Annotated in this window: 17 protein-coding genes; 6 read left to right on the top strand and 11 right to left on the bottom strand. The window is 60.4% G+C overall.

Features of this window, described 5'->3' with window-relative positions; genetic code table 11:
- Window positions 1-32: 32 nt before the first annotated feature.
- Window positions 33-878: a Tim44 domain-containing protein gene (locus AC1Z24_RS31070; RefSeq protein WP_483744016.1), complete on the bottom strand. Its 846-nt coding sequence runs from the start codon at window positions 876-878 to the stop codon at window positions 33-35.
- 355 nt (window positions 879-1,233) lie between these two features.
- Window positions 1,234-3,417 (bottom strand): DNA helicase II, encoded by a 2,184-nt coding sequence (gene uvrD / locus AC1Z24_RS31065; RefSeq protein WP_259100939.1) that lies wholly within the window; start codon window positions 3,415-3,417, stop codon window positions 1,234-1,236.
- Window positions 3,418-3,612: 195 nt separating this feature from the next.
- On the opposite strand from uvrD, the gene AC1Z24_RS31060 reads away from it, so the two are divergent.
- Both AC1Z24_RS31060 and hexR read left to right on the top strand, forming a co-directional pair.
- On the top strand, window positions 3,613-6,117 hold the full coding sequence (locus tag AC1Z24_RS31060) for a putative bifunctional diguanylate cyclase/phosphodiesterase (RefSeq protein ID WP_483744015.1): 2,505 nt from the start codon (window positions 3,613-3,615) through the stop codon (window positions 6,115-6,117).
- A gap of 160 nt (window positions 6,118-6,277) precedes the next feature.
- Window positions 6,278-7,144, top strand: coding sequence for a transcriptional regulator HexR (gene hexR, locus AC1Z24_RS31055; RefSeq protein ID WP_259100935.1), 867 nt, complete (start codon window positions 6,278-6,280; stop codon window positions 7,142-7,144).
- Window positions 7,145-7,260: 116 nt separating this feature from the next.
- Here hexR and AC1Z24_RS31050 read toward each other — a convergent pair whose 3' ends face one another.
- The gene (locus tag AC1Z24_RS31050; RefSeq protein ID WP_483744014.1) at window positions 7,261-7,566 is read right to left on the bottom strand and encodes a hypothetical protein; all 306 of its coding nucleotides are present in this window, start codon (window positions 7,564-7,566) and stop codon (window positions 7,261-7,263) included.
- Window positions 7,567-7,797: 231 nt separating this feature from the next.
- Here AC1Z24_RS31050 and AC1Z24_RS31045 point away from each other — a divergent pair, with 231 nt between their 5' ends.
- Window positions 7,798-8,025 carry a PA3496 family putative envelope integrity protein gene (locus AC1Z24_RS31045; RefSeq protein WP_483744013.1) on the top strand — a complete coding sequence of 76 codons (228 nt, stop codon included), beginning with the start codon at window positions 7,798-7,800 and terminating at the stop codon, window positions 8,023-8,025.
- Here the strand turns inward: AC1Z24_RS31045 and AC1Z24_RS31040 are convergent.
- Entirely contained in the window at window positions 7,979-8,929 is a 951-nt protein-coding gene (locus AC1Z24_RS31040) for a LysR family transcriptional regulator (protein WP_483744012.1), read from the bottom strand. The genes AC1Z24_RS31045 and AC1Z24_RS31040 overlap by 47 nt on opposite strands.
- Before the next feature lie 172 nt (window positions 8,930-9,101).
- On the opposite strand from AC1Z24_RS31040, the gene AC1Z24_RS31035 reads away from it, so the two are divergent.
- Both AC1Z24_RS31035 and oadA read left to right on the top strand, forming a co-directional pair.
- The gene (locus AC1Z24_RS31035) at window positions 9,102-10,517 is read left to right on the top strand and encodes an acetyl-CoA carboxylase biotin carboxylase subunit (RefSeq protein ID WP_259100930.1); all 1,416 of its coding nucleotides are present in this window, start codon (window positions 9,102-9,104) and stop codon (window positions 10,515-10,517) included.
- 11 nt (window positions 10,518-10,528) lie between these two features.
- A complete protein-coding gene (gene oadA / locus AC1Z24_RS31030) occupies window positions 10,529-12,337 on the top strand; it encodes a sodium-extruding oxaloacetate decarboxylase subunit alpha (RefSeq protein ID WP_483744011.1) in 1,809 nt (602 codons plus the stop codon).
- Window positions 12,338-12,467: 130 nt separating this feature from the next.
- Here oadA and AC1Z24_RS31025 read toward each other — a convergent pair whose 3' ends face one another.
- Genes AC1Z24_RS31025 through AC1Z24_RS31015 form a run of 3 tightly spaced genes read right to left on the bottom strand, consistent with a single transcriptional unit; the run spans window position 12,468 to window position 14,244 of the window.
- A complete protein-coding gene (locus tag AC1Z24_RS31025) occupies window positions 12,468-13,145 on the bottom strand; it encodes a GNAT family N-acetyltransferase (protein WP_483744010.1) in 678 nt (225 codons plus the stop codon).
- Window positions 13,146-13,156: 11 nt separating this feature from the next.
- Window positions 13,157-13,603, bottom strand: a complete 447-nt coding sequence (locus AC1Z24_RS31020) for an N-acetyltransferase family protein (RefSeq protein ID WP_483744009.1) — start codon at window positions 13,601-13,603, stop codon at window positions 13,157-13,159.
- Window positions 13,604-13,617: 14 nt separating this feature from the next.
- Window positions 13,618-14,244: an FMN-binding negative transcriptional regulator gene (locus AC1Z24_RS31015; protein WP_483744008.1), complete on the bottom strand. Its 627-nt coding sequence runs from the start codon at window positions 14,242-14,244 to the stop codon at window positions 13,618-13,620.
- A 90-nt stretch (window positions 14,245-14,334) separates the two neighbouring features.
- On the opposite strand from AC1Z24_RS31015, the gene pdxR reads away from it, so the two are divergent.
- Entirely contained in the window at window positions 14,335-15,897 is a 1,563-nt protein-coding gene (gene pdxR / locus AC1Z24_RS31010; RefSeq protein ID WP_483744007.1) for a MocR-like pyridoxine biosynthesis transcription factor PdxR, read from the top strand.
- Between the two features lie 125 nt (window positions 15,898-16,022).
- Here pdxR and tkt read toward each other — a convergent pair whose 3' ends face one another.
- From tkt to AC1Z24_RS30990, 4 genes are all read right to left on the bottom strand, one after another.
- Window positions 16,023-18,098 carry a transketolase gene (gene tkt / locus AC1Z24_RS31005; protein WP_483744006.1) on the bottom strand — a complete coding sequence of 692 codons (2,076 nt, stop codon included), beginning with the start codon at window positions 18,096-18,098 and terminating at the stop codon, window positions 16,023-16,025.
- A 224-nt stretch (window positions 18,099-18,322) separates the two neighbouring features.
- Window positions 18,323-19,423: a polyamine ABC transporter substrate-binding protein gene (locus tag AC1Z24_RS31000; RefSeq protein WP_483744005.1), complete on the bottom strand. Its 1,101-nt coding sequence runs from the start codon at window positions 19,421-19,423 to the stop codon at window positions 18,323-18,325.
- Between the two features lie 27 nt (window positions 19,424-19,450).
- Window positions 19,451-20,482, bottom strand: a complete 1,032-nt coding sequence (locus AC1Z24_RS30995) for a histone deacetylase family protein (protein ID WP_483744004.1) — start codon at window positions 20,480-20,482, stop codon at window positions 19,451-19,453.
- Between the two features lie 144 nt (window positions 20,483-20,626).
- The gene (locus AC1Z24_RS30990) at window positions 20,627-21,619 is read right to left on the bottom strand and encodes an AraC family transcriptional regulator (RefSeq protein WP_483744003.1); all 993 of its coding nucleotides are present in this window, start codon (window positions 21,617-21,619) and stop codon (window positions 20,627-20,629) included.
- Window positions 21,620-21,637: the final 18 nt, after the last annotated feature.

Here is a 21,637-nt window from a genome sequence, read left to right as displayed (position 1 = left end):
CGGGGTTCTGATCATGGGTACAACGCAGTGGTTCAACCGTTCTGGCGGATACCGGCGACCAGCCATGGCTGGTTATCGCCCTGAGCGCGCTCCATGTTCCAGCTTTCGCTGAACACTTCGCCCTGGTCAAAGCGCGAGGTCTTGGAGACGCCGGCGAAGGTCAGGGTCGCGATGGTTTTATCGGCGCGATCATCCAGGCCATCCAGTTGCACGGTGAGGTTGTCGATGTAGGTCGACTGGAAGCCATCACCCAGGTCCGCACGTTCCTTGCGCAGGAATTGCAGCATCTGCGGGGTCACGAACTCGGCGATCTTGTCCATTTCGTTGGCGTCCCAGTGTTGTTGCAGGGACTGGAAGTGGTTGCGGGCGGCATCCAGGAAGCGCTGTTCGTTGAACCAGGCAGGCGCATTGATGACCGGCGCTGCCGAAGCTGCGGAGTTGGCGCCGAACATCGAGTTCTGCGCAGGCTGCGGCGCGGCTTCGCGCTGATACGGCGCACCGGCACCGGCCATTTCAGGCTGTTGCTTGCGGCGACGGGCAGCGATGAAACGGAAGATCACGAAAGCGATGACCGCCATGATCAGGATGTCGAAGAACTGCATGCCCTGGAAGCCGCCGCCCATGAACATCGAAGCGAGCAGACCACCGGCAGCGAGACCGGCCAATGGGCCCAGCCAGCGGGATGCTCCGCCAGCGGCAGGAGTCGGACGACCAGCAGCGGTAGGCGCGGCTGCAGGCGCGGATGGGGCGGTCTGGCGGGCCTGGTGAGTCGGCGCCGAGCCAATGCTCTTACCGCCACCGAAGCGTGCTGCGTTGGCGTCCAGGCTCATGGTGAGCCCGATGCACAGCGCCAGAACGATGCTAAGAAAACGTTGCATGAGGGAATTCCCGTTTGTGGATTGCACGTGCGGCATCTTGCATAGCGGACAGGTCGCTGGCTAGCGAGCAAATGTTTCCGGCTTTTGCATAAAATCGCAGATACCCTTTCTATGGGGCTTGTAAGGCAATAGTTAAAGCGCTGTAGGATTTTTCTTTATTTGCTGACAGGAAGCGGACAGCTTCAGCGCGTCAGTGAACATGATGATCCGTTGGAGCGAGCGATGCGGCGACCCGACTTGCCCGCGAATCAGGCGCTGCGGTGCATCAAGTACACTGCGTTATCGTTCTTCGCGGGCGAGCCCGGCTCCTACAAACGTATTTCAATTACGGTATTGCGTGGATGACTGCACTCCGTCAAATCGCAACCAGCTTGGCATACCCCATCATCAGCCACTTGCTGCCTTCGGAGAAGTTGACTTGCACCCGTGCCTGGGCGCCTGCGCCCTCGAAATTGAGGATCACGCCCTCGCCGAACACTGCATGTTGCACGCTCTGGCCGATGCTGAACTGGGTTTCCGGAATGCCGGTGCCGTTGAACAGGCTGCTGGTGCTGACTTTCTGAGTGCCACCGAACGGGCGGCTGACACTGTTGGACAGGCGCACTTCCTGAATCAGCGCGGGCGGTACTTCCCGTACGAAACGCGACACCTTGTTGTAGGTCTCGCTGCCATACAGGCGTCGGGTTTCTGCGTAGGTCATGACCAGATGTTGCATGGCCCGGGTGATGCCGACATAGGCCAGGCGCCGTTCCTCTTCAAGACGTCCCGGTTCTTCCAGGCTCATCTTGTGCGGGAACAGCCCCTCTTCCATACCCACCAGGAACACGTAGGGGAACTCCAGGCCCTTGGCGCTGTGCAGGGTCATCAACTGGACGCTGTCTTCGTGCTCGTCGGCCTGGGTATCGCCAGCTTCCAGCGAGGCATGACCGAGGAATGCCGCCAGTGGCGTCAGTTCTTCATCTTCGTCGGAGTTTTCGAAGTTGCGTGCGGCGCTGACCAGTTCCTCAAGGTTTTCTACCCGTGCCTGACCCTTTTCACCTTTTTCTTCCTGGTGATAGGTGATCAGCCCGGACTGCTCGATAACGGTCTGGGTCATGAGGTGCAATGGCATCTCCATGACCTTGGCCGCAAGGTTCTCGATCAGCTCGACGAAAGCACCCAGGGCACTGGCGGCGCGTCCGGTCAGGCCTTTATTGGCGATGAGCTGGCGCATGGCTTCCCACATCGACACGTCGGCGTGGCGGGCGTGTTCACGGATGGCTTCGACGGTTTTCTCGCCGATGCCACGGGCCGGAACGTTGATCACCCGTTCCAGTGCCGAATCGTTGCCGCGACCTTCCAGCAGACGCAGGTAAGCCATGGCGTTCTTGATTTCGGCACGTTCGAAAAAGCGCTGGCCGCCATAGATGCGGTACGGAATGCGTTCGCGTAGCAAGGCTTCTTCCAGCACCCGCGACTGGGCGTTGGAGCGGTACAGGATGGCAATATCGCTGCGCATCAGCCCGGTCTTGATCGCGCTTTCGATGGTTTCCACCACGTAGCGCGCTTCGTCGTGTTCGTTGAAGGCGGCGTACAGGCTGATCAGCTCGCCATCACCGACGTCAGTCCACAGCTCTTTGCCCAGACGACCGCTGTTATTGACGATCAGGCCGTTGGCCGCCTTGAGGATGCTGGCGGTGGAGCGATAGTTCTGCTCCAGGCGGATGACTTCGGTATCAGGGAAGTCTGACGAATACTGGTGAATATTCTCGATCTTCGCCCCTCGCCAGCCGTAGATCGACTGGTCGTCATCGCCGACCACCATCAGGCTGTCGCCGCCCTGAGCCAGCAGTCGCAACCAGGCGTACTGCACGGCGTTGGTGTCCTGGAATTCGTCGACCAATACATGACGGAAGCGGCGCTGGTAGTGGGCCAGCAGGCCGGGATTGTCGCGCCACAGGTCGAGGGCACGCAGCAGCAGCTCCGAGAAGTCGATCACCCCGGCGCGCTGGCAGGCATTTTCGTAGGCTTCATAGATGCCGCGCATGGTGGCGAGGAACAGGTCGCCGCCCGCTTGAATGTGTTTCGGGCGCAACCCTTCGTCTTTCTGGCCGTTGATAAACCACTGGGCCTGTCGGGCCGGCCACTTCTGTTCGTCCAGGCCCAGCTCGCGGATTACCCGCTTGACCAGGCGTTGCTGGTCGTCGCTGTCGAGAATCTGGAAGGTCTGTACCAGCCCGGCTTCCTGCCAGTGCGCCCGCAGCAGGCGGTGCGCCAGGCCGTGGAAGGTGCCGACCCACATGCCTGCCGGGCTGATGCCCATCAGTTGCTCGATGCGGTGACGCATCTCGGCGGCAGCCTTGTTGGTGAAGGTCACCGACAGGATCGAGTGGGGCGAGGCCTGTTCGACCTGGATCAACCAGGCGATACGGTGCACCAGCACACGAGTCTTGCCGGAGCCGGCACCGGCCAGGACCAACTGACGACCCACGGAGGCTGCTACAGCCTGGCGTTGGGCATCGTTGAGTGAATTAAGCAGAAGGGAGAGGTCATCGCGCATCGACGCATTCTATGGCGCCCGGCGTGGGTCGGCAAACTTAACGTCATACTATCGAGGCCAGTTATCGTATGAGCACAAGTCCCTATTCAACTACTGGCTAATTGATATTTTTATGATGCATGGCAGTTTGGTCTGCTCCGTCGCTTGTGTATGCTCCGTGCACGTTTGAGGCACCACTATTATAAGAACATCACCATGTCATTGAGCTTCAACGCATCCGATGCGCCTGTCACAAGCCGGCGGGCCATACGACAGCAGTTTGCTACCGAACTGGCGGTTGAGCGTACGCGCCTGTTGTATCAAGGCTCGATGCTGCCGACGCTGCTCATGTTCATCAATGGTTTGGTCTGTGCCTGGCTGCTGTGGAGCCCGCAACGCTATCTGATGGTCGGCGTCTGGGTCGGCTGGCTGTCGGCATTGGTGTGTCTGCGTGTCAGTCAGGTGGCTGCGTTCACAGCGGCTTCCCCTGAACGCCAGGCCCAGCCGATATGGGGGCGGATGTTCCTGCTCGGTGCCATAGGCAGTGGCCTGACCCTGGCCAGTGCGGCCCTGGCGCTGGTGCCGGTGGAAAATTTCGAACAGCAGGCCTGGGTCTTCGGTCTGATCGGCGCGGCAACGCTTTCGGCCAGCGTCGGTTATGCCGCGAGTATTCCTGCGTTCCTGTCCTTTACCTTGCCCTGCCTGCTGCCACCGGTTCTTTACCTGTTCTGGGGCGGCGATGTACCGATGCGCGGCTGGGGCTGGCTGGGGCTGATCCTGATGCTCGCCTTGCTGGTAGTGGCCTGGCAGGTCAATCGGCTGATTCAGCGCGGGCTGGTGCGACGTTTCCAAAACCAGGCGCTGATCGAATCCTTGCAGCAGGCGCAGATCAAGGGGGATCAGCTCAACGCCGAGCTGGCCCGGGAAATCGAGCAGCGCCGCCGCGCCGAGCGCGATCTGATCAAGGCTCATGCCGAACTGGAAGAGCGCGTGGCCCTGCGCACCCGGGAGTTGGAAGAAGCCAACCTGACCCTGAGCAAAAGCCCGCCACGCCTTGCGGCGACGGTGTTCGAGGCGGCCAGTGAAGGCATCGTCATCTTCGACCCTGACTATCGCATTCTGGCGATCAACCAGGCATTCAGTCAGGTCACCGGTTTTACCGAGGAAGAAATGGTCGGGCGCACGGTTACCGATATCGCCAGCAGTCGTGATATCCGCCGCCACTTCGCCGCGATACGCCATTCACTGGACTTGACCGGCAACTGGCAGGGCGAACTGGTCGAGACGCGCAAGAACGGCGAGCTGTACCCGCAGTGGGTTCATCTCAGCGAAGTGCGCGATTCGAGCGGCGAATTGAGCCATATTGTCGGCTTCTTCGCCGATCTGTCCGCGCGACGCGAATCCGAAGAGCGCATGCGCTACCTGACCCATTACGACGAATTGACGGGCCTTGCCAACCGCTCGCTATTCAAGGAACGCCTGCGCGAAGGCAACCAGCGCGTGCGCCAGGGCGGCAGAAGCCTGGCATTGCTGCATATCAACCTGGACCGTTTCAAGCTGCTCAATGACAGCCTGGGCCACGAAGTTGCCGACCAATTGCTGCGCCATGTTGCCCGACGCCTGAGCAGTGCGATGCCCGAGGCCGATACCATTGCCCGGTTGTCCGGCGATGAGTTCGCTGTGCTGTTCGACGCCTATGCCAACCTGTCGAGTCTGGCCCGGGTCACCAGTCGGCTGCTGGCCAAGTTGCGCACGCCTATCTCGATTGCCGGGCATGAGTTGGTTATCAGTGCTTCGGTGGGGATCAGCCTGTTGCCGGACTCGGCCCGGGAAATCTCGGCCCTGGTCAGCCAGTCGAACATGGCGATGCAGCACGCCAAGCATTTGGGCGGCAATAATTTCCAGTTCTACACCGAGAGCCTGCAAGCCAGCACTCTGGAACGTCTGCAACTGGAGATCCAACTGCGCAAGGCGATCGACGAGCAGCAACTGGAGGTTTTCTATCAACCCAAGCTGTGCCTCGCCACCGGGCGTATCGAAGCCGCCGAGGCGTTGGTGCGCTGGCGCCATCCGAGTCTGGGCATGGTGCCACCGGGGGACTTTATCGGTCTGGCCGAAGAGACCGGCCTGATCGGTGCCATTGGCGAGTTCGTCCTGCGCAAGGCCTGTTGGCAGGCGTGTGAGTGGCAACGTCAGGGCATGCGGCCGATCCGCGTGTCGGTCAACCTGTCAGTGCATCAGTTGCGCCAGGGCAAGCTGGTCAGCCTGGTGCGCCAAGTTCTGGATGAAACCGGTTTGAAGGCTGACTGGCTGGAATTGGAGTTGACCGAAAGCCAGCTACTGGACAGCGTCGAGCACATCATCGCCACTTTCCAGCAGTTGCATGAGCTAGGTGTGCAATTGGCCATCGACGACTTTGGTACCGGCTATTCTTCCCTGAGTTACCTCAAGCGCTTCCCGGTGGACTACGTGAAGATCGACCAGGCTTTTATTCGCGGGCTGGGCGAAGGCAGCGAGGATGCGGCGATCACCCGCGCCATTATCGCCATGGCCCACAGTCTTGGTTTGAAGGTAGTGGCGGAGGGAGTCGAGGACAAGGAGCAACTGGCGTTCCTCAAGGAGCATCGGTGCGATGAGGTGCAGGGTTATCTGATCAGTCGTCCGATTGATGCCGAGGCTTTGGTGGCCCTGCTGCGAGCGCACAAAGAAACTGATTACTGATTTGTAGGTGCCCCGTATCGACAGGCAGGCTTTCTCAAAAGCGCCGCACTGACGCAGGGCCAGGCTCGTTTAACTGTGCGGGCCGCAGCTCATGTAGTATAACTACAAGAAAGCTACAACAATCCGGCCCAAGACGGCCCTCTTTCGTCGAGTCAGTCCTTTGAATCTGCTGCAACACATTGCCCAGTCACGCCATCTGTTACGCAAATCGGAGCTCAAGGTTGCCGATCACGTGCTGCTTGACCCTGCGGCCGTCATGCACAGTTCCATGGCTGATCTGGCACACAGCGTAGGTATCAGCGAGCCGACCATTGTGCGTTTCTGCCGCGCAATCGGTTGCACCGGCTTCCAGGACCTCAAGCTCAAGCTGGCCCAGAGCCTGGCCGCCGGTGCCAGCTTCGGTCAGTTCGCGATCCACGAAGATGATTCTGTCGCCGACTACAGCCTGAAAATTTTCGATACAACTCTGCACACTCTGATGGAAGTGCGCGAGAACCTTGATCCTCACGCTTTGCAGATGGCGGTCTCGGCCATGGCCACCGCGCAGCGGGTCGAGTTCTATGGTTTTGGTGCCTCCGGTGCCGTGGCAGCAGATGCCCAGCACAAGTTCTTCCGCCTGCTGCTCAGCGCGGCGGCCTATTCCGATCCGCATATGCAGGCGATGTCGGCTGTGACCCTCAAGCCCACCGACGTTGCGGTCTGTATTTCGCAGTCGGGCCGCTCCAAAGACTTGCTGATCACCGCCAACCTGGTTCGCGAAAGCGGCGCCAACCTGATCACCCTGTGCCCGAGCCAGACACCGCTGGCCGAGCTGTCAACGGTCAACCTGGCCATCGACGTGCACGAAGACACCGAAATCTACACCCCACTGACTTCGCGCATCGCCCACTTGGTAGTGATTGACGTGCTGGCCATGGGCGTTGCCATGGCGCGCGGGCCGAGCCTGGTCAATCACCTAAAGAGCGTCAAGCGCAGCCTTCGCAGCCTGCGTCTGTCGCCGAAGTCGATCAAGGCGCATGAGGACTAATACGCACAGGAAGCGCCTTAGTTCGATTTAAGAGTATGTGAAAAAGCCCGCCAGACAATAAAAACTGTCTGGCGGGTTTTTGCTTTAGTCGGTTCTTACATTATTATGCAGGGTGGTTATTCTACAATGAAGTCAGCCACCTCGGTGTTTTTGTAGAAGATTCTTACGGCAGACGCGCTGTCTCTTGAATAGCTTTTAGAGTAAGTCACGGTTTTCTCGGTTAAAGCCTGTAGTCCAATGCCGTTATCCTGTAGCAGGATTTCCAGCTGCAGGCTGTTATCACGAGGGCCGATACCTGTATGAGGCACCAGGGTTACGGTTGTCGAGCTGGTGGGAACGACCACTTTACCGAAAACGTTAGTTTTCGTGCCTTCCGCAGTTTTTTCGCTAGTGGCATGCCAATCTTTAGTTTGAATATCCATATCAGTTTCATCCTGTTTAGAGACTATATAAATTGCAGGTTGCTCAGACTTGTCCCTGCCTGATTACTATCGCAGGGGCGCCGGGGTTAAAAACGATAGATATCTATCGCATACCATCACGGTGGTAACGAGATTTTTCCGAAGTCTTCACCAACTTGTCATGCTTTCGCCGCCTGATCGTCATTGCACGAGGCCACTCTGTACTCCCGCACACGGATTGGGAGACAGGATATGCCTCGGCACTATGATGACTCGCAACAGAACAGCACTGCCAAGACTCGCCGCCAGCAGGAAGACCAGCGCCGCATGGCCTTTCGGCGAGCGATTGAAAGCTACTCCGAAGAGCGCCGCCTGAATCAGGAACTGGCCGGTTACGGCGCTGACGATATGTCGGCCAACTTCTGGCAGGCAGTCAAGCCTGCGGAAGGCGCCCGTCGAAACGCTCGACAAGCTGGCTGATCTGCGCACGTTCGCTGCGGATAAACGCCAGAAAGGCATGTGCCACCGGCGACAGCCGCTTGGCCTGGCCTTGCACCACGCACCAGCTGCGATACAGCGGTAACTCGGCCACCGGTAGCTCTTTTAGGGTGCCGGTGGCCAGTTCCAGACTCAGGGCGTGGCGCGTCAGCACCGCGATCCCCAGGCCTGCCACCACGCATTCGCGCTGCGCCTCTGCCGAAGATACTTCCATGGTCTGGGCAAAGTGCACGCGTTTGTCCTTGAAGTACTCCTCACACGCTTTGCGCGTGCCCGAGCCAGGCTCGCGGATCACCAGGGAGTAGGGTTCCAGATCCTTCAGGCTCAATTGTTCCATCGCGCTCAACGGGTGATCTGCCCTGGCCACGGCCACGATCGGGTTGTTCAGGAACGGCAGGAACTCCAGGCCCATGTCCTGAGGCACCATGGTCATGACCACCAAATCATCACGATTATCGGAAAGCCTCTTGATGACCTGGGCTCTGTTGACTACCGTCAGATTCAGCATCACCTCCGGATAACGCTGCTTGAAGGCGGCAAACAGGTGCGGCATGAAGTATTTGCAGCTGGATTCGATGGCCAGCTTCAACTGTCCCTGCAGCGAACCCTGCATGTCCGAGAGCTGCATATCGAGGTTTTCCAGGCGCCCGAAAATGTCGCGACTGGCCTTTTGCAAAGCTTCGGCGGCCTCGGTCAGGTACAACTTCTTACCGACGTATTCGAACAAAGGCTGGCCGACCAGCTCTTCCAACTGACGAATCTGCAAGCTGACAGCCGGTTGCGTGAGGGACATTTCCTCGGCAGCACGGCTGTAGGAACGAAGGTCACAGACCTCGTTGAAAATTCGCAGCTGACGTAATGTCATACGCATCAATGACTTACGCATTTTTATAGACCCCTGCCAATAGCTGAAGTGATGACTATAAGGTTTTACTTATGGCTCACCCAACTTTAACTCATTTTTGTTAATCCCTGATCCGGCATAGGGTGGCTTCGCAACAACTTGTCATAGCTTGCCGCTGTGCTGGTTCGTCTGTTCAACGGTCGAGGACATACTCGTGATAACAAAAATCCTGATCGCCAACCGCGGTGAAATTGCTGTCCGGATCGTGCGCGCCTGCGCCGAAATGGGCATCCGCTCGGTAGCGATCTATTCCGACGCTGATCGGCACGCCCTGCATGTGAAGCGGGCGGATGAGGCCCATAGCATTGGTGCCGAACCCCTCGCCGGTTACCTCAATCCACGCAAGCTGGTGAACCTGGCCGTCGAAACCGGCTGCGATGCTCTGCACCCCGGCTACGGTTTCTTGTCGGAAAATGCTGAACTTGCAGACATTTGCGCCGAACGTGGGATCAAGTTCATCGGTCCGTCCGCTGAAGTCATTCGCCGCATGGGCGACAAGACCGAAGCGCGCCGCAGCATGATCAAGGCCGGTGTGCCGGTCACGCCGGGCACTGAGGGCAACGTGGCCGATATCCACGAGGCCCTGCTGGAAGGCGATCGCATTGGTTATCCGGTGATGCTCAAGGCCACTTCCGGTGGCGGCGGGCGCGGTATCCGTCGTTGTAACAGCCGTGAGGAACTGGAGCAGGCGTTCCCCCGTGTCATCTCCGAAGCGACCAAGGCTTTCGGTTCGGCGGAAGTCTTCCTGGAAAAATGCATCGTTAATCCCAAGCACATCGAGGCGCAGATTCTCGGTGACAGTTTCGGCAACGTCGTGCACCTGTTCGAGCGCGACTGCTCGATCCAGCGCCGTAACCAGAAGCTCATCGAAATCGCCCCAAGCCCGCAACTGACCCCGGAACAGCGCGCCTATATCGGCGACCTATCGGTGCGTGCGGCCAAGGCCGTGGGCTACGAGAACGCCGGCACCGTGGAGTTCCTGCTCGCCGAGGGCGAGGTGTACTTCATGGAGATGAACACCCGGGTGCAGGTGGAACACACCATCACCGAAGAAATCACCGGCATCGACATTGTTCGCGAGCAGATCCGCATCGCCTCCGGCCTGCCGCTCTCGGTCAAGCAGGAAGACATTATTCACCGTGGTTTTGCGTTGCAGTTTCGCATCAACGCCGAAGACCCCAAGAACAACTTCCTGCCCAGCTTCGGCAAGATCACCCGTTACTACGCCCCCGGCGGCCCAGGCGTGCGCACCGACACGGCGATCTACACCGGCTACACCATTCCGCCGTACTACGACTCGATGTGCCTGAAGCTGATCGTCTGGGCGCTGACCTGGGAAGAGGCGATGGATCGTGGCCTGCGCGCACTGGATGACATGCGCCTGCAAGGGGTCAAGACCACTGCTGCGTATTACCAGGAAATCCTGCGTAACCCGGAATTCCGTAGCGGCCAGTTCAACACCAGCTTCGTCGAAGCCCATCCTGAACTGACCAACTACTCGATCAAGCGCAAACCCGAAGAGCTGGCCTTGGCCATCGCCGCTGCTATCGCCGCCCACGCGGGCCTGTGAGGAATAGAACAATGAGCAAGAAAATCTTCGTCACCGATACCATTCTGCGTGACGCCCACCAATCGCTGCTGGCCACCCGCATGCGCACTGAAGACATGCTGCCGATCTGCGACAAGCTCGACAAGGTTGGCTACTGGTCCCTGGAAGTGTGGGGCGGCGCGACGTTCGATGCCTGCGTACGTTTCCTCAAGGAAGACCCGTGGGAGCGTCTGCGCCAACTGCGTGCGGCCCTGCCTAACACCCGTCTGCAGATGCTCTTGCGCGGGCAGAACCTGCTGGGCTATCGCCATTACAGCGATGACGTGGTCAAGGCGTTCGTGGCCAAGGCTGCGGACAACGGTATCGATGTGTTCCGCATCTTCGACGCCATGAACGACGTGCGTAACCTGCGCGTGGCTATCAAGGCGGTGAAAGCTGCGGGCAAGCACGCCCAGGGCACCATCGCCTACACCACCAGCCCGGTGCACACCATCGAGGCGTTCGTGGCTCAGGCCAAGGAAATGGAAGCCATGGGTTGCGACTCGGTGGCGATCAAGGATATGGCTGGTCTGCTGACCCCGTACGCTACTGGCGAACTGGTCAAGGCGCTGAAGGCCGAGCAGTCCCTGCCGATCTTCATCCACTCCCATGACACCGCTGGCCTTGCCGCCATGTGCCAGCTCAAGGCCGTCGAAAACGGTGCCAGCCATATCGACACCGCCATCTCCAGCTTCGCTTGGGGCACCAGCCATCCGGGCACCGAGTCCATGGTCGCGGCGCTCAAGGGCAGCGAGTTCGACACCGGTCTGGACCTGGAGTTGTTGCAGGAAATCGGTCTGTATTTCTACGCCGTGCGTAAGAAGTATCACCAGTTCGAGAGCGAATTCACTGCGGTCGATACCCGTGTTCAGGTCAACCAGGTGCCGGGCGGGATGATTTCCAACCTCGCCAACCAGCTTAAGGAACAGGGCGCCCTGAACCGCATGAGCGAAGTGCTGGCCGAGATCCCGCGCGTGCGCAAGGACCTGGGCTACCCACCGTTGGTGACCCCGACTTCGCAGATCGTCGGCACCCAGGCATTCTTCAACGTGCTGGCCGGCGAGCGCTACAAGACCATCACCAACGAAGTGAAGCTGTACTTGCAGGGCGGCTACGGCAAGGCGCCGGGTGTGGTCGATGAAAAACTGCGTCGCCAGGCCATCGGCAACGAAGAGCTGATCGACGTGCGTCCGGCCGACCTGCTCAAGCCGGAAATGACCAAGCTTCGCGCTGACATTGGCACCCTGGCAGCGTCCGAAGAGGACGTGCTGACCTTCGCCATGTTCCCGGACATTGGCCGCAAGTTCCTCGAAGAACGCGCCGCCGGCACCCTGGCGCCTGAAGCCCTGTTGCCAATCCCGGAAGCGGGCGGTGTGGCCAAGGCGGGCGGCGAGGGCGTACCGACTGAGTTCGTCATCGACGTACACGGCGAAAGCTACCGCGTGGATATCACCGGTGTCGGCGTCAAGGCCGGTGGCAAGCGTCACTTCTACCTGTCCATCGACGGTATGCCGGAAGAAGTGGTGTTCGAACCGCTCAACGAATTCGTCGGCGGCGGCGCCAGCAAGCGCAACCAGGCCACCGGCCCCGGCCACGTCAGCACCACCATGCCGGGCAACATCGTCGACGTGCTGGTCAAGGAAGGCGACATGGTCAAGGCCGGCCAGGCTGTACTGATCACCGAAGCCATGAAGATGGAAACCGAAGTACAGGCCTCCATCGCCGGCAAAGTCGTCGCCATTCACGTCGCCAAGGGCGATCGGGTCAATCCGGGCGAGATCCTGATTGAGATTGAAGGCTGATATCGCCTTCGACAAACCCGCTAACGATTAACCTCTTGGGGAGCTTTGGCTCCCTTTTTTTTGTCGGCCATAGGGGAACTGTATCTAGCCGCACATCCATGATTTGGAATGATTGTTGTAGGAGCCGGCATCAAGCCGACTCGCGGCACTCTTCCAGGGTTCTGACCTGGCCATCCGACTGTTGGTTGTCCGCCGCCAGCCAGCGCTCGAAGCCTGCGGCAATCGTCGGCCATTCGCTGTCCAGGATCGAATACCAGGCGGTGTCGCGGTTCACGCCCTTGACCACCATGTGCTGGCGGAAAATCCCTTCGAAGCTGAAGCCAAAACGTTCGGCTGCGCGCTTGGAGCGGGCGTTGTTGCCGTTGCATTTCCACTCCAGACGACGGTTGCCCAGGGCGAACGACGTCTTGCCCAGCAGGTAGATCGCCTCGGTGCCCTTGGGTGTGCGCTGCATGGCGGCGCTGAAGGTGACGTGGCCGATTTCGATACGGCCGTGGGCCGGGACGATGGACATCAGGCTGATGATGCCTTCGCACTTGCCGCTGACCTGATCGATCACGCTGTAGAACCACGGGTCGGTGTCCGCCGCATGCCTGGCCAGCCAGGCATCGAAGTCGCTGCGCTGCGGGAAAGGTCCGTAAGGCAGGTAGTCCCAGAGCTTGCGATCCGAGTCCGGGCCTTCCAGTGCCTGCCACAAGTCATCGCCATGACGCGCCGGGTCGAGTTTTTCCAGGCGGATAAAGCGCCCTTGCAGGGTCTGGCTGTCGGGGAGTTGGGCGGGCTGCCAATGCAATTCGGTATTCGACATCGGTGGATTTCCTAGAGCATTTTGCGGAATTGGATATAGCCGGGGCGCTCGGCGATGCGTTCGTACAACTGGATGGCCGTGGCGTTGGTCTCGTGGGTCAGCCAGTGCACCTTGTCGCAGTTGTTGGCCTTGGCCGTCACGTAGACGTGTTCGATCAGCAGGCGGCCGACGCCGGTGCCGCGCTGGTCCGGGGCGACAATCAGGTCCTGAAGATAGCAGGCATTCTTGATGCTCCAGTTGGAGCGATGATAGATGAAGTGCACCATGCCGATGGCCTTGCCGTCGTGCCAGGCCAAGGCGCCATTGGTGGTTTCGCTCGGGTCGAGCAAACGCTGCCAGGTGCTGGCGCAGACTTCGTCGCTCAGCTCGGTCTTGTAGAAGCGCAGGTACGCCTGCCACAGCGGCAGCCAGGCAGCGTGATCCTGTTCGGTAACGGGGCGAATCTGAACATCGGACACAGTGCTTCTCCTTCCTATGTGTTCATCAATTTGGCGAGTTCAAGGTCGCGGGCATCGGCCGTGGCGATCAGGCCTGCGCGCACGCCGGCAATATCTTCGGCGCTGCGGTTCTGGCTGAGCTTGCGCTTGCCTTCCAGGCTGCTGATCGGCAAGGCGAAGCCGACGATGGCGCTGAGCATCTTGTCGATGTACTCGGCTGGCGCATCCGCTACCGCCCAAGGCTGCGCGCGGCTGCCTTCGTGTTTGTCGGTCAGGGCGCTGACCAGGTTGAGCAGGCGCCCGGCGTCGGTGAAGACATCGGCGCGGCCATAGGCGTGCACCGCTTGATAATTCCAGGTTGGCACCACTTTGCCATGCTCGGCCTTGCTCGGATAAAACGCCGGGCTGACGTAGGCGTCGGCACCGGCAAAGATCACCATTGCTTCGGCGCGGGTCTGCAAGGTGCGCCATTGCGGATTGGCCTTGGCCATGTGGCCGTAGAGCGTGCCGAACGGCCCTTGCTCGGGGCTGAACAGCAGTGGCAAATGCGAGGCCTGTATGCCGTTTTCGTCATGGGTGACCAGAATCGCCAGGCGCGTCTGTTCGATCAGGCCGTGCAGGCTGGCAAGTTCTTCATCGTTGAAGGCACTGGGTGTGTACATGAAATTATTCCTTGGCGAATGAGTGAATCCTAGGCAGCCTATTGGTTCGATGTAAGAACCATTAAGAGCCAATTTGATAGGGCCAATTTCATGCCTGAACCGCTACCGTCATTTCCTTTCAACCTGGCCGGGATCGAGCTGGATCGCCGCCAGGGCCTGAGCCGCCAGCTGTATCAGGCGCTGCGCCTGCGTATTCTTGATGGCCGTCTGAGCAGCGGCACACGTTTGCCCGCGAGTCGCGACCTGGCCGAGTCTTTGTCGATCTCGCGCAACAGCGTGATGCGTGCCTACGACCAGTTGTACGCCGAGGGTTTTACCGACGGCCGGATTGGCGATGGGACCTATGTCGCGCAATTACCGAGTCGGCAGATGGCGTTGGAAAAAGCTTCGCCGAAAAAACTATCCACAAAAGTGTCCACAGGGTTATCACCAGGCTTACCCACAGGTTTATCCACAAAATCGACGAAAATACCTGGTATTTCATCCAGTGAAGTTATCCACAGTCCGGCGCTGGAATTGCTGCAAAAGCACCATTTAAACCCTCCTCTGGGTGGGCCGCCCAAGGCGTTTCGGGTGGGTGTGCCTGCGTTCGATCTATTCCCGTTTGCCGTGTGGGGCAAGCTGCACGCGGCTTTCTGGCGCAAACCAGACCTGCATCTGCTGGGCTACGGTGAGGCGGCAGGAGATGCACGTCTGCGCGAGCTGATTGCCGTTTATTTGCGCAGTTCACGCGGGCTGACCTGCACGGCTGAGCAAATTGTGATCACCAGTGGTGCACAGCAGGCCATCAGCCTTTGTGCACAGCTGCTGGTGCAGGCCGGAGATGGGGTGGCTGTGGAAAACCCGGGCTACAGGGCAGCGGGTCATGCGTTCGCCATCGCAGGGGCCAGGCTGCAGGGCATCGCGGTGGATGAAGAGGGCATGCAGAGCGCGGAACTGGCGCGCAGCGACTGCAAAATGGCCTACGTGACGCCTTCGCATCAGTACCCCACCGGCGTGGTCATGAGCCTGGCCCGGCGCCTCGACCTGCTGGCCTGGGCCGAACGCACCAAGGGCTGGATCGTCGAGGACGATTACGACGGCGAATACCGCTACAGCGGCGCGCCATTGGCACCTTTGGCGGCGCTGGATCGGCATGGGCGAGTGCTGTATGTCGGCACGTTCGGCAAGATTGCCTTTCCGGCGCTGCGCCTGGGTTATCTGGTTTTACCTGAGAGGTTGGTCAAGCCGTTCAGTCAGCGTCGCGCCGTGGACATGCGCCATTCCGAAATCGGTACGCAACGGGTGATGGCCGAATTCATTGCCAAGGGCCATTTCCAGCGGCATATCCGCCGCATGCGCCGGGCCGCGTTGAGCCGTCGCAACGCCTTGCTGGCCGGATGGCCTGCGGACATTCGCGGTTGTGAGGTGATGCCCAAGGTGGTGGCGGGGCTGCACTGCGCGATGCGGGTCGAGAGCCTGGCGCGGGAACAGGAGCTGGTGGCCAAGGCCGCAGGTGCAGGCGTCGAGATCAATGCCCTGAGCGATTATTGGCTGCCCGATTCCAGCGAGCCTGTGGATAACCGCGCCGGGCTGGTGCTGGGGTTTGCGGCGGTGCCCGAAGCGGAGATTGCCCTGGCGTTGGCCAGGCTGAAAGAGGCCTGGCGCGATTGAGATTCGGTGAGAGGTTTTGTGGGACCGGCTTTAGCCGGGAAGTTTTGGGCATGACCAATACGTATCTATTGTCTGTCCTGTAGCTTTCCCGGCTAAAGCCGGTCCCACAGGGTACGGCCAACGGATTAACCTGAGATTTGTGCCTTCGCCACCTTCACAATGTTCTCCACGGTAAAGCCAAACTTGGCCTGCAGCTTATCGATGGGCGCCGAGGCACCGAAGGTGTTCATCACTACTTTGGCCCCAGTGTTGCCGACATAGCGATCCCAGCCCAGCGGCCCGGCCTGTTCCACAGCGACCCGTGCGCTCACGGCAGGCGGCAAGACGCTGTCGCGGTAGGCCTGGTCCTGTTGCTCGAACAGTTCCCAACTCGGCATCGACACCACACGCGCGGCGATACCTTCGGCCTTGAGATGCTCGTAGGCCTGCACCGTCATGCCGACTTCGCTGCCGGTAGCAATCAAGATCACCGCAGGTTCGCCCGCTTTCGCGTCGGCCAGCACGTAAGCGCCTTTTGCCAGCCCCTCAGCCGCAGCGTATTGCTGGCGGTCCAGGGTTGGCATGGGTTGCCGCGAAAGGATGATGCACGACGGCCGATTGGTTTGGGCCAGGGCCACTTTCCACGCCTGAGCGGTTTCATTGGCATCGCCTGGGCGCAGGGTCAGCAGGCCGGGAGTCGAGCGCAGTTGCGTCAGTTGTTCGATGGGCTGGTGAGTCGGCCCGTCTTCGCCGACGCCTATGGAGTCGTGGGTGAAGACGAAGATCACCGGTAATTCCATGATCGACGCGAGGCGGATCGGCGGCTTCATGTAGTCGCTGAACACCAGAAAGGTCGAGGCATAGGGCCGCACGTAGCACAGCGCCATTCCGTTGGCGATGGAGCCCATGGCATGTTCGCGGATACCGAAGTGCAGGTTGCGGCCGCTATAGTTGTCGGCGGCAAAACTGCCCGCGCCGTCGAAGGTCAGGTTGGTTTTGGTGGACGGCGACAAGTCCGCCGAACCGCCCAGCAGCCACGGGATTTGCTCGGCAAAGGCATTAAGCACCTTACCGCCGGAAGCACGGGTGGCGAGGCCCTTGGGGTCGGCTTCGAAGGACTGCATCGAATCCTGCCATTGCTCCGGCATTTCCCCTGCACGCATGCGGCGCAGTTCATCGGCCAGCTTCGGCTCGCTGTTTTCAAGCGCCTTCAGGGTTTGCTGCCAGCTGTCGTAGGCCTCGCTGTTGCGTTGCAGCAGGCTGTCGCGCAGGCAGGTGCGGGCATCGTCGGGCACGAGGAAGCTGGAATTTTCGTCCCAGCCATAGAATTGCTTGGTCAGCTTGATTTCATCTTCGCCCAGGGGCTCGCCGTGGGCGGCGGAGGTGTTGTGCTTATGGGGGGAGCCATAGCCGATCACGCTGTCGACCACGATCAGGGTCGGCGCGTCATTGGTGTGCTTGAACACCTCGATGGCCTTGGTCAGGGCCTCGGTGTCGTTGGCGTCGGCCACATGCAGGGTGTTCCAGCCGTAGCCCTCGAAACGGGTCTGTACGTCTTCGCTGAAGGCCAGGTTGGTGTGGCCTTCGATGCTGATGGTGTTGTTGTCGTAGATCCAGCACAGGTTGGCCAGCTTGAGGTGCCCGGCAATCGACGCCGCCTCGCTGGTGACGCCTTCCATCATGTCGCCATCGCCGCACAGCACGTAGACGTTGTAGTCGAACAGCGTGCGCTGCGGGCCATTAAAACGCTCGCCCAACCAGCGTTCGGCCATCGCCATGCCGACGCTGTTGGCGCAGCCCTGGCCCAGGGGCCCGGTGGTGGTTTCCACGCCCGTGGTCATGCGGTATTCCGGGTGGCCGGGCGTCTTGGAGTCCAGTTGGCGGAACTGTTTGATGTCTTCCAGGGCGACCGCCGGCTTGCCCGAAGGCTTGCCGTGCTCGTCGATCTCGACCACGCCGGCCAGGTGCAGCAGCGAATACAACAGCATCGAGGCATGCCCGACCGACAGGACGAAACGGTCGCGGTTAGGCCAGTCCGGATGCTCGGGGTGATAGCGCAGGAAGCGGTTCCACAGCGTATAACCCACCGGAGCCAGGGCCATGGGCGTACCGGGATGGCCGGAATTGGCCTTCTGCACGGCATCCATGGCCAGGGTGCGGATGGTGTTGATGCAAAGTTGGTCGCGTGCGCTGTGCTGTTCGATGGAAGAAGACGAACCCATTGAATTAACCCTCGGTGGCGTGGCGGTGAGCATCCAGATAAGAGTTGAGCACAGGCAGACTAGGTTGGTTCCGGGGAAATAGTCGCTGAGTTTCTGATGAGACCAAATCTGTGGGAGCGCGGCTTGCCCGCGAAGAGGCCCGTACAGCCTCCAGATTCTTTGAACCTTAAAGATCGTCTTCGCGGGCAAGCCGCGCTCCCACAGTATCTATGCTTGCCTTTTAATCAGGTCCCCGACTTGATCTTGGTCCACGCCCGTGTCCGTGCACGCTCGGCATCGTGGGGCAGGGGTTGCAGGGTGTAGAGGGTTTTCATTGCCTCTTCGGTCGGGTACAGGTTGGGATTGCTGCGGATCGCCGGGTCGACCAGCTCGGTGGCGTCCTTGTTCGGGTTCGGGTAGCCGACGAAGTCACTGATCGGCGCGATCACCTTGGGTTGCAGCAGGTAGTTGATAAAGGCGTGGGCGTCTTCGGTGTTTTTGGCGCCTTTGGGGATGGCGAGCATGTCGAACCAGATCGGTGCGCCTTCCTTGGGCAGGCGCATGTCCACGACTACGCCGTTCTTGGCTTCCTTGGCGCGGTTGGCGGCCTGGGAGAAGCTGCCGGAGTAACCGACGGCCACGCAGATGTCGCCGTTGGCGATATCGGCCATGTACTTGGACGAGTGGAAGTAGCTGATGTACGGTCGGATCTTCAACATCAGCGCTTCGGCCTTTGCGTAGTCCGCAGGCTTGGTGCTGTTGGGTGGCAGGCCCAGGTGCTGCAAGGCCAGCGGCATGATTTCCGACGGCGAGTCGAGCAGGGCGACGCCGCACTGCTTGAGCTTGCTGATGTTCTCTTCCTTGAAGATCAGGTCCCAACTGTCCACCGGCGCCTTGTCACCCAGCACGGCCTTGACCTTGTCCGGGTTGAAGCCGATCAGGATGGTGCCGTACATGTAGGGCACGGCGTATTTGTTGCCCGGATCGTTGGCCTCCAACAGCTTCATCAGCTTGGGGTCCAGATGCGAGTAGTTGCTCAACTTGCTGCGATCCAGGGGCTGGAACACCCCGGCTTCGATCTGCTTGGCCAGGAACACGTTGGACGGCACCACTACGTCATAGCCGGAGTTGCCGGTCAGCAGCTTGGCTTCCAGCGCTTCGTTGGTGTCGAAGATGTCGTAGATCAGGTTGACCTTGGCGTCTTGCTTGAAGTCCACCAGGGTTTGCGGGGTGATGTAGTCGAACCAGTTGTAGACGCGCAGCGTGCGCTGTTCATCGGCCTGGGTCGCGGCGCAGAACAGCGAGGCGCAGAGTACGGGAGCCATAAGACGCTTGAATGGATTCATCGTGTTCGCTCTTGTAATAAGGTCGGATCAGACGGTTTCGAAGCCTTCCAGCACATTCACGGCATTGATGCCGATTTCCTCGACGGCATAGCCGCCTTCCATCACGAACAGCGTCGGTTTACCGAGCCGGGCAATGCGTGCGCCCATGCTCAGGTAATCGGGGCTGTCCAGTTTGAACTGGGAGATGGGGTCGTCCTTGAACGTATCGACACCCAGGGAAACCAGCACCACGTCCGGGTCGTAGGCCTCGATCTGCGCGCAGGCCTGTTCCAGCGCCTGGCTCCAGGCGGCCCAGTCACTGCCCGCAGGCAATGGATAGTTGAAGTTGTAGCCCGCGCCCGGACCTTCGCCGAGTTCGTCGGCGTAACCGAGGAAGAACGGGAATTCGATGGCCGGATCGCCGTGGATCGAGGTGAACAGCACGTCGCCGCGTTCGTAGAAGATCGACTGCGTACCGTTGCCGTGGTGGTAATCAACGTCGAGGATCGCCACTTTCTTACGGCCCTGATCGAGGAAAGCCTGGGCAGCGATGGCGATATTGTTCAGGTAGCAGTAGCCGCCCATTAGATCGCCAGCCGCGTGATGGCCCGGCGGACGGCACAGGGCGAAGGCGCTGGCTAGACCATCCTGCTGGATGGCGTTCTGCGCGGTCAGGGCGACCTGTGCGGCGCTGTAGGCGGCCTGCCAGGTGCCTGCAGTGATCGGTGCCCCGGCGTCGAAGCTGTAGTAGCCGAACTCGCCGTGCAAGCTGGTGGGTTTTATCGAGCGCAGAGTGCGGGCCGGCCAGGTGAAGGGCAGCAGATCGCCCTCGCTGCCCATGGCGGCCCAGCGCTGCCAGGCGCCCTTGAAGAACTCCAGGTAGTCGGCGCTGTGCACCCGTTGTACCGGGGCCAGGCCGAAGTCATCAGGCGCCAGCACCGGGCCGAGATTGCGCGCCTTGACCCGTTCCAGCACATGGTCGGCGCGGGACGGCATCTCGAAGCAGGGCTTGAGTTGCCCGTCGATCAGCTCGCAGCGGCCATGGTGCAGGCGATGATCGTCCGAATAGATCGTCAGCATTTGTTGTTTTCCTCTTGGCTGTCGGTGTTCCATTTTTGGCGTGCAGGGACGCTGGCGGGAACGACGGGAACGGCCAAAAGGGGATTTATTCGGCCATAAAGACTGGCCGCATATCGCCTCTTAATGAGGCATCAGTGCCCCGTTTCAGGGCCTGAACTGGCTCGGCGCCACGCCGCTCCAGCGGCTGAACGCATGACGAAAGCTCGCGGTCTCGCTGAAGCCCAGCTCTTCGGCGATGCGGTAGATGGGCAGTTGGTCCTCTTGCAACATCTGCTTGGCGCGCTCGAAACGCAGCTCGTCGAGCAGTTCCTGATAGCTGCTGCCGTTGGCCTGCAGATGCCTGCGCAGGGTGCGTTCGGAGCAATTCATTTGCGCGGCCAGGGCGCCGAGACCGGGGGCTGAGTGCAACTGGCTGGCGATCAACTGACGGATACGCCCCAGCCAGGCCTGGCGCCCGGTGAACTCGATGTTCTGCCGACGACAGCGCTCGTGCATGTCGCGATGGGTGATGCGGTCGGCCAGTGGCAGGGGCTGGTCGAGCCAGTGGCGGGAAAAGGCAAAGGCGTTGTCGGCCTGCTCGAATTGCACGGTGCAGGGGAAGTTTTCGGCGTAGCGCTGTCGGTAGTCCGGGGCCGGATAAGCGAAACGTGCGCCGAGCAGGGGCAGGGCGTGGCCGAGCAGGTCGTCGCAGATGACTTTCAGGGAGGTCATGCACAGTTCGCTGTTGAAGGCGGTCAAGGCTTCGTTGTCGCGGTAGTCGCTGGCGCTGAGCCAGATCGTGTCGCCGTCTTCGATCAGACACAGTTCGAACAGGGTGCCGAGCAGCGCCGGGTAGGTCAGGGCCAGGCGCAGGGCGTCACCGAAAGTGGCACTGGTCAGCAGGGCGTAACCGAGAATCCCGTAGGACGACACATGCATGCGCCGTCCCAGCTCCAGGCCGATGTCCCGGCGCAAGGCCACTGCGTTGACGCAGACCTGCATTTCCTGGTGGGTGGCGATGCGGATATCGGCCCGGTCCAGCTCGGCCAGGCTGATGCCGCTGCCTTCAAGCAAGGCTTCGCGGGGCAGGCCTTCGGCGGCGAAGGTTTCCAGGACCAGGGAGACGGCGTTGAGGGTGGTCAGGTGGGAGTGCAGCATGGGGGTTATCCGGCGCGA

The sequence above is a fragment of the Pseudomonas sp. JL23 genome (genome assembly GCF_056933585.1).
Note: the sequence above shows the minus strand (reverse complement) of the source record. Positions and strands in the feature narration are given on the sequence as shown.

Bases quoted from the DNA above. Each gene is read 5' to 3' on its own strand.
- AC1Z24_RS31070 (WP_483744016.1), bottom strand. From the start codon at position 878: ATGCAACGTTTTCTTAGCATCGTTCTGGCGCTGTGCATCGGGCTCACC.
- uvrD (WP_259100939.1), bottom strand. From the start codon at position 3,417: ATGCGCGATGACCTCTCCCTTCTGCTTAATTCACTCAACGATGCCCAA.
- AC1Z24_RS31060 (WP_483744015.1), top strand. From the start codon at position 3,613: ATGTCATTGAGCTTCAACGCATCCGATGCGCCTGTCACAAGCCGGCGG.
- AC1Z24_RS31050 (WP_483744014.1), bottom strand. From the start codon at position 7,566: ATGGATATTCAAACTAAAGATTGGCATGCCACTAGCGAAAAAACTGCG.
- AC1Z24_RS31045 (WP_483744013.1), top strand. From the start codon at position 7,798: ATGCCTCGGCACTATGATGACTCGCAACAGAACAGCACTGCCAAGACT.
- AC1Z24_RS31040 (WP_483744012.1), bottom strand. From the start codon at position 8,929: ATGCGTAAGTCATTGATGCGTATGACATTACGTCAGCTGCGAATTTTC.
- oadA (WP_483744011.1), top strand. From the start codon at position 10,529: ATGAGCAAGAAAATCTTCGTCACCGATACCATTCTGCGTGACGCCCAC.
- AC1Z24_RS31025 (WP_483744010.1), bottom strand. From the start codon at position 13,145: ATGTCGAATACCGAATTGCATTGGCAGCCCGCCCAACTCCCCGACAGC.
- AC1Z24_RS31015 (WP_483744008.1), bottom strand. From the start codon at position 14,244: ATGTACACACCCAGTGCCTTCAACGATGAAGAACTTGCCAGCCTGCAC.
- pdxR (WP_483744007.1), top strand. From the start codon at position 14,335: ATGCCTGAACCGCTACCGTCATTTCCTTTCAACCTGGCCGGGATCGAG.
- tkt (WP_483744006.1), bottom strand. From the start codon at position 18,098: ATGGGTTCGTCTTCTTCCATCGAACAGCACAGCGCACGCGACCAACTT.
- AC1Z24_RS31000 (WP_483744005.1), bottom strand. From the start codon at position 19,423: ATGAATCCATTCAAGCGTCTTATGGCTCCCGTACTCTGCGCCTCGCTG.
- AC1Z24_RS30995 (WP_483744004.1), bottom strand. From the start codon at position 20,482: ATGCTGACGATCTATTCGGACGATCATCGCCTGCACCATGGCCGCTGC.
- AC1Z24_RS30990 (WP_483744003.1), bottom strand. From the start codon at position 21,619: ATGCTGCACTCCCACCTGACCACCCTCAACGCCGTCTCCCTGGTCCTG.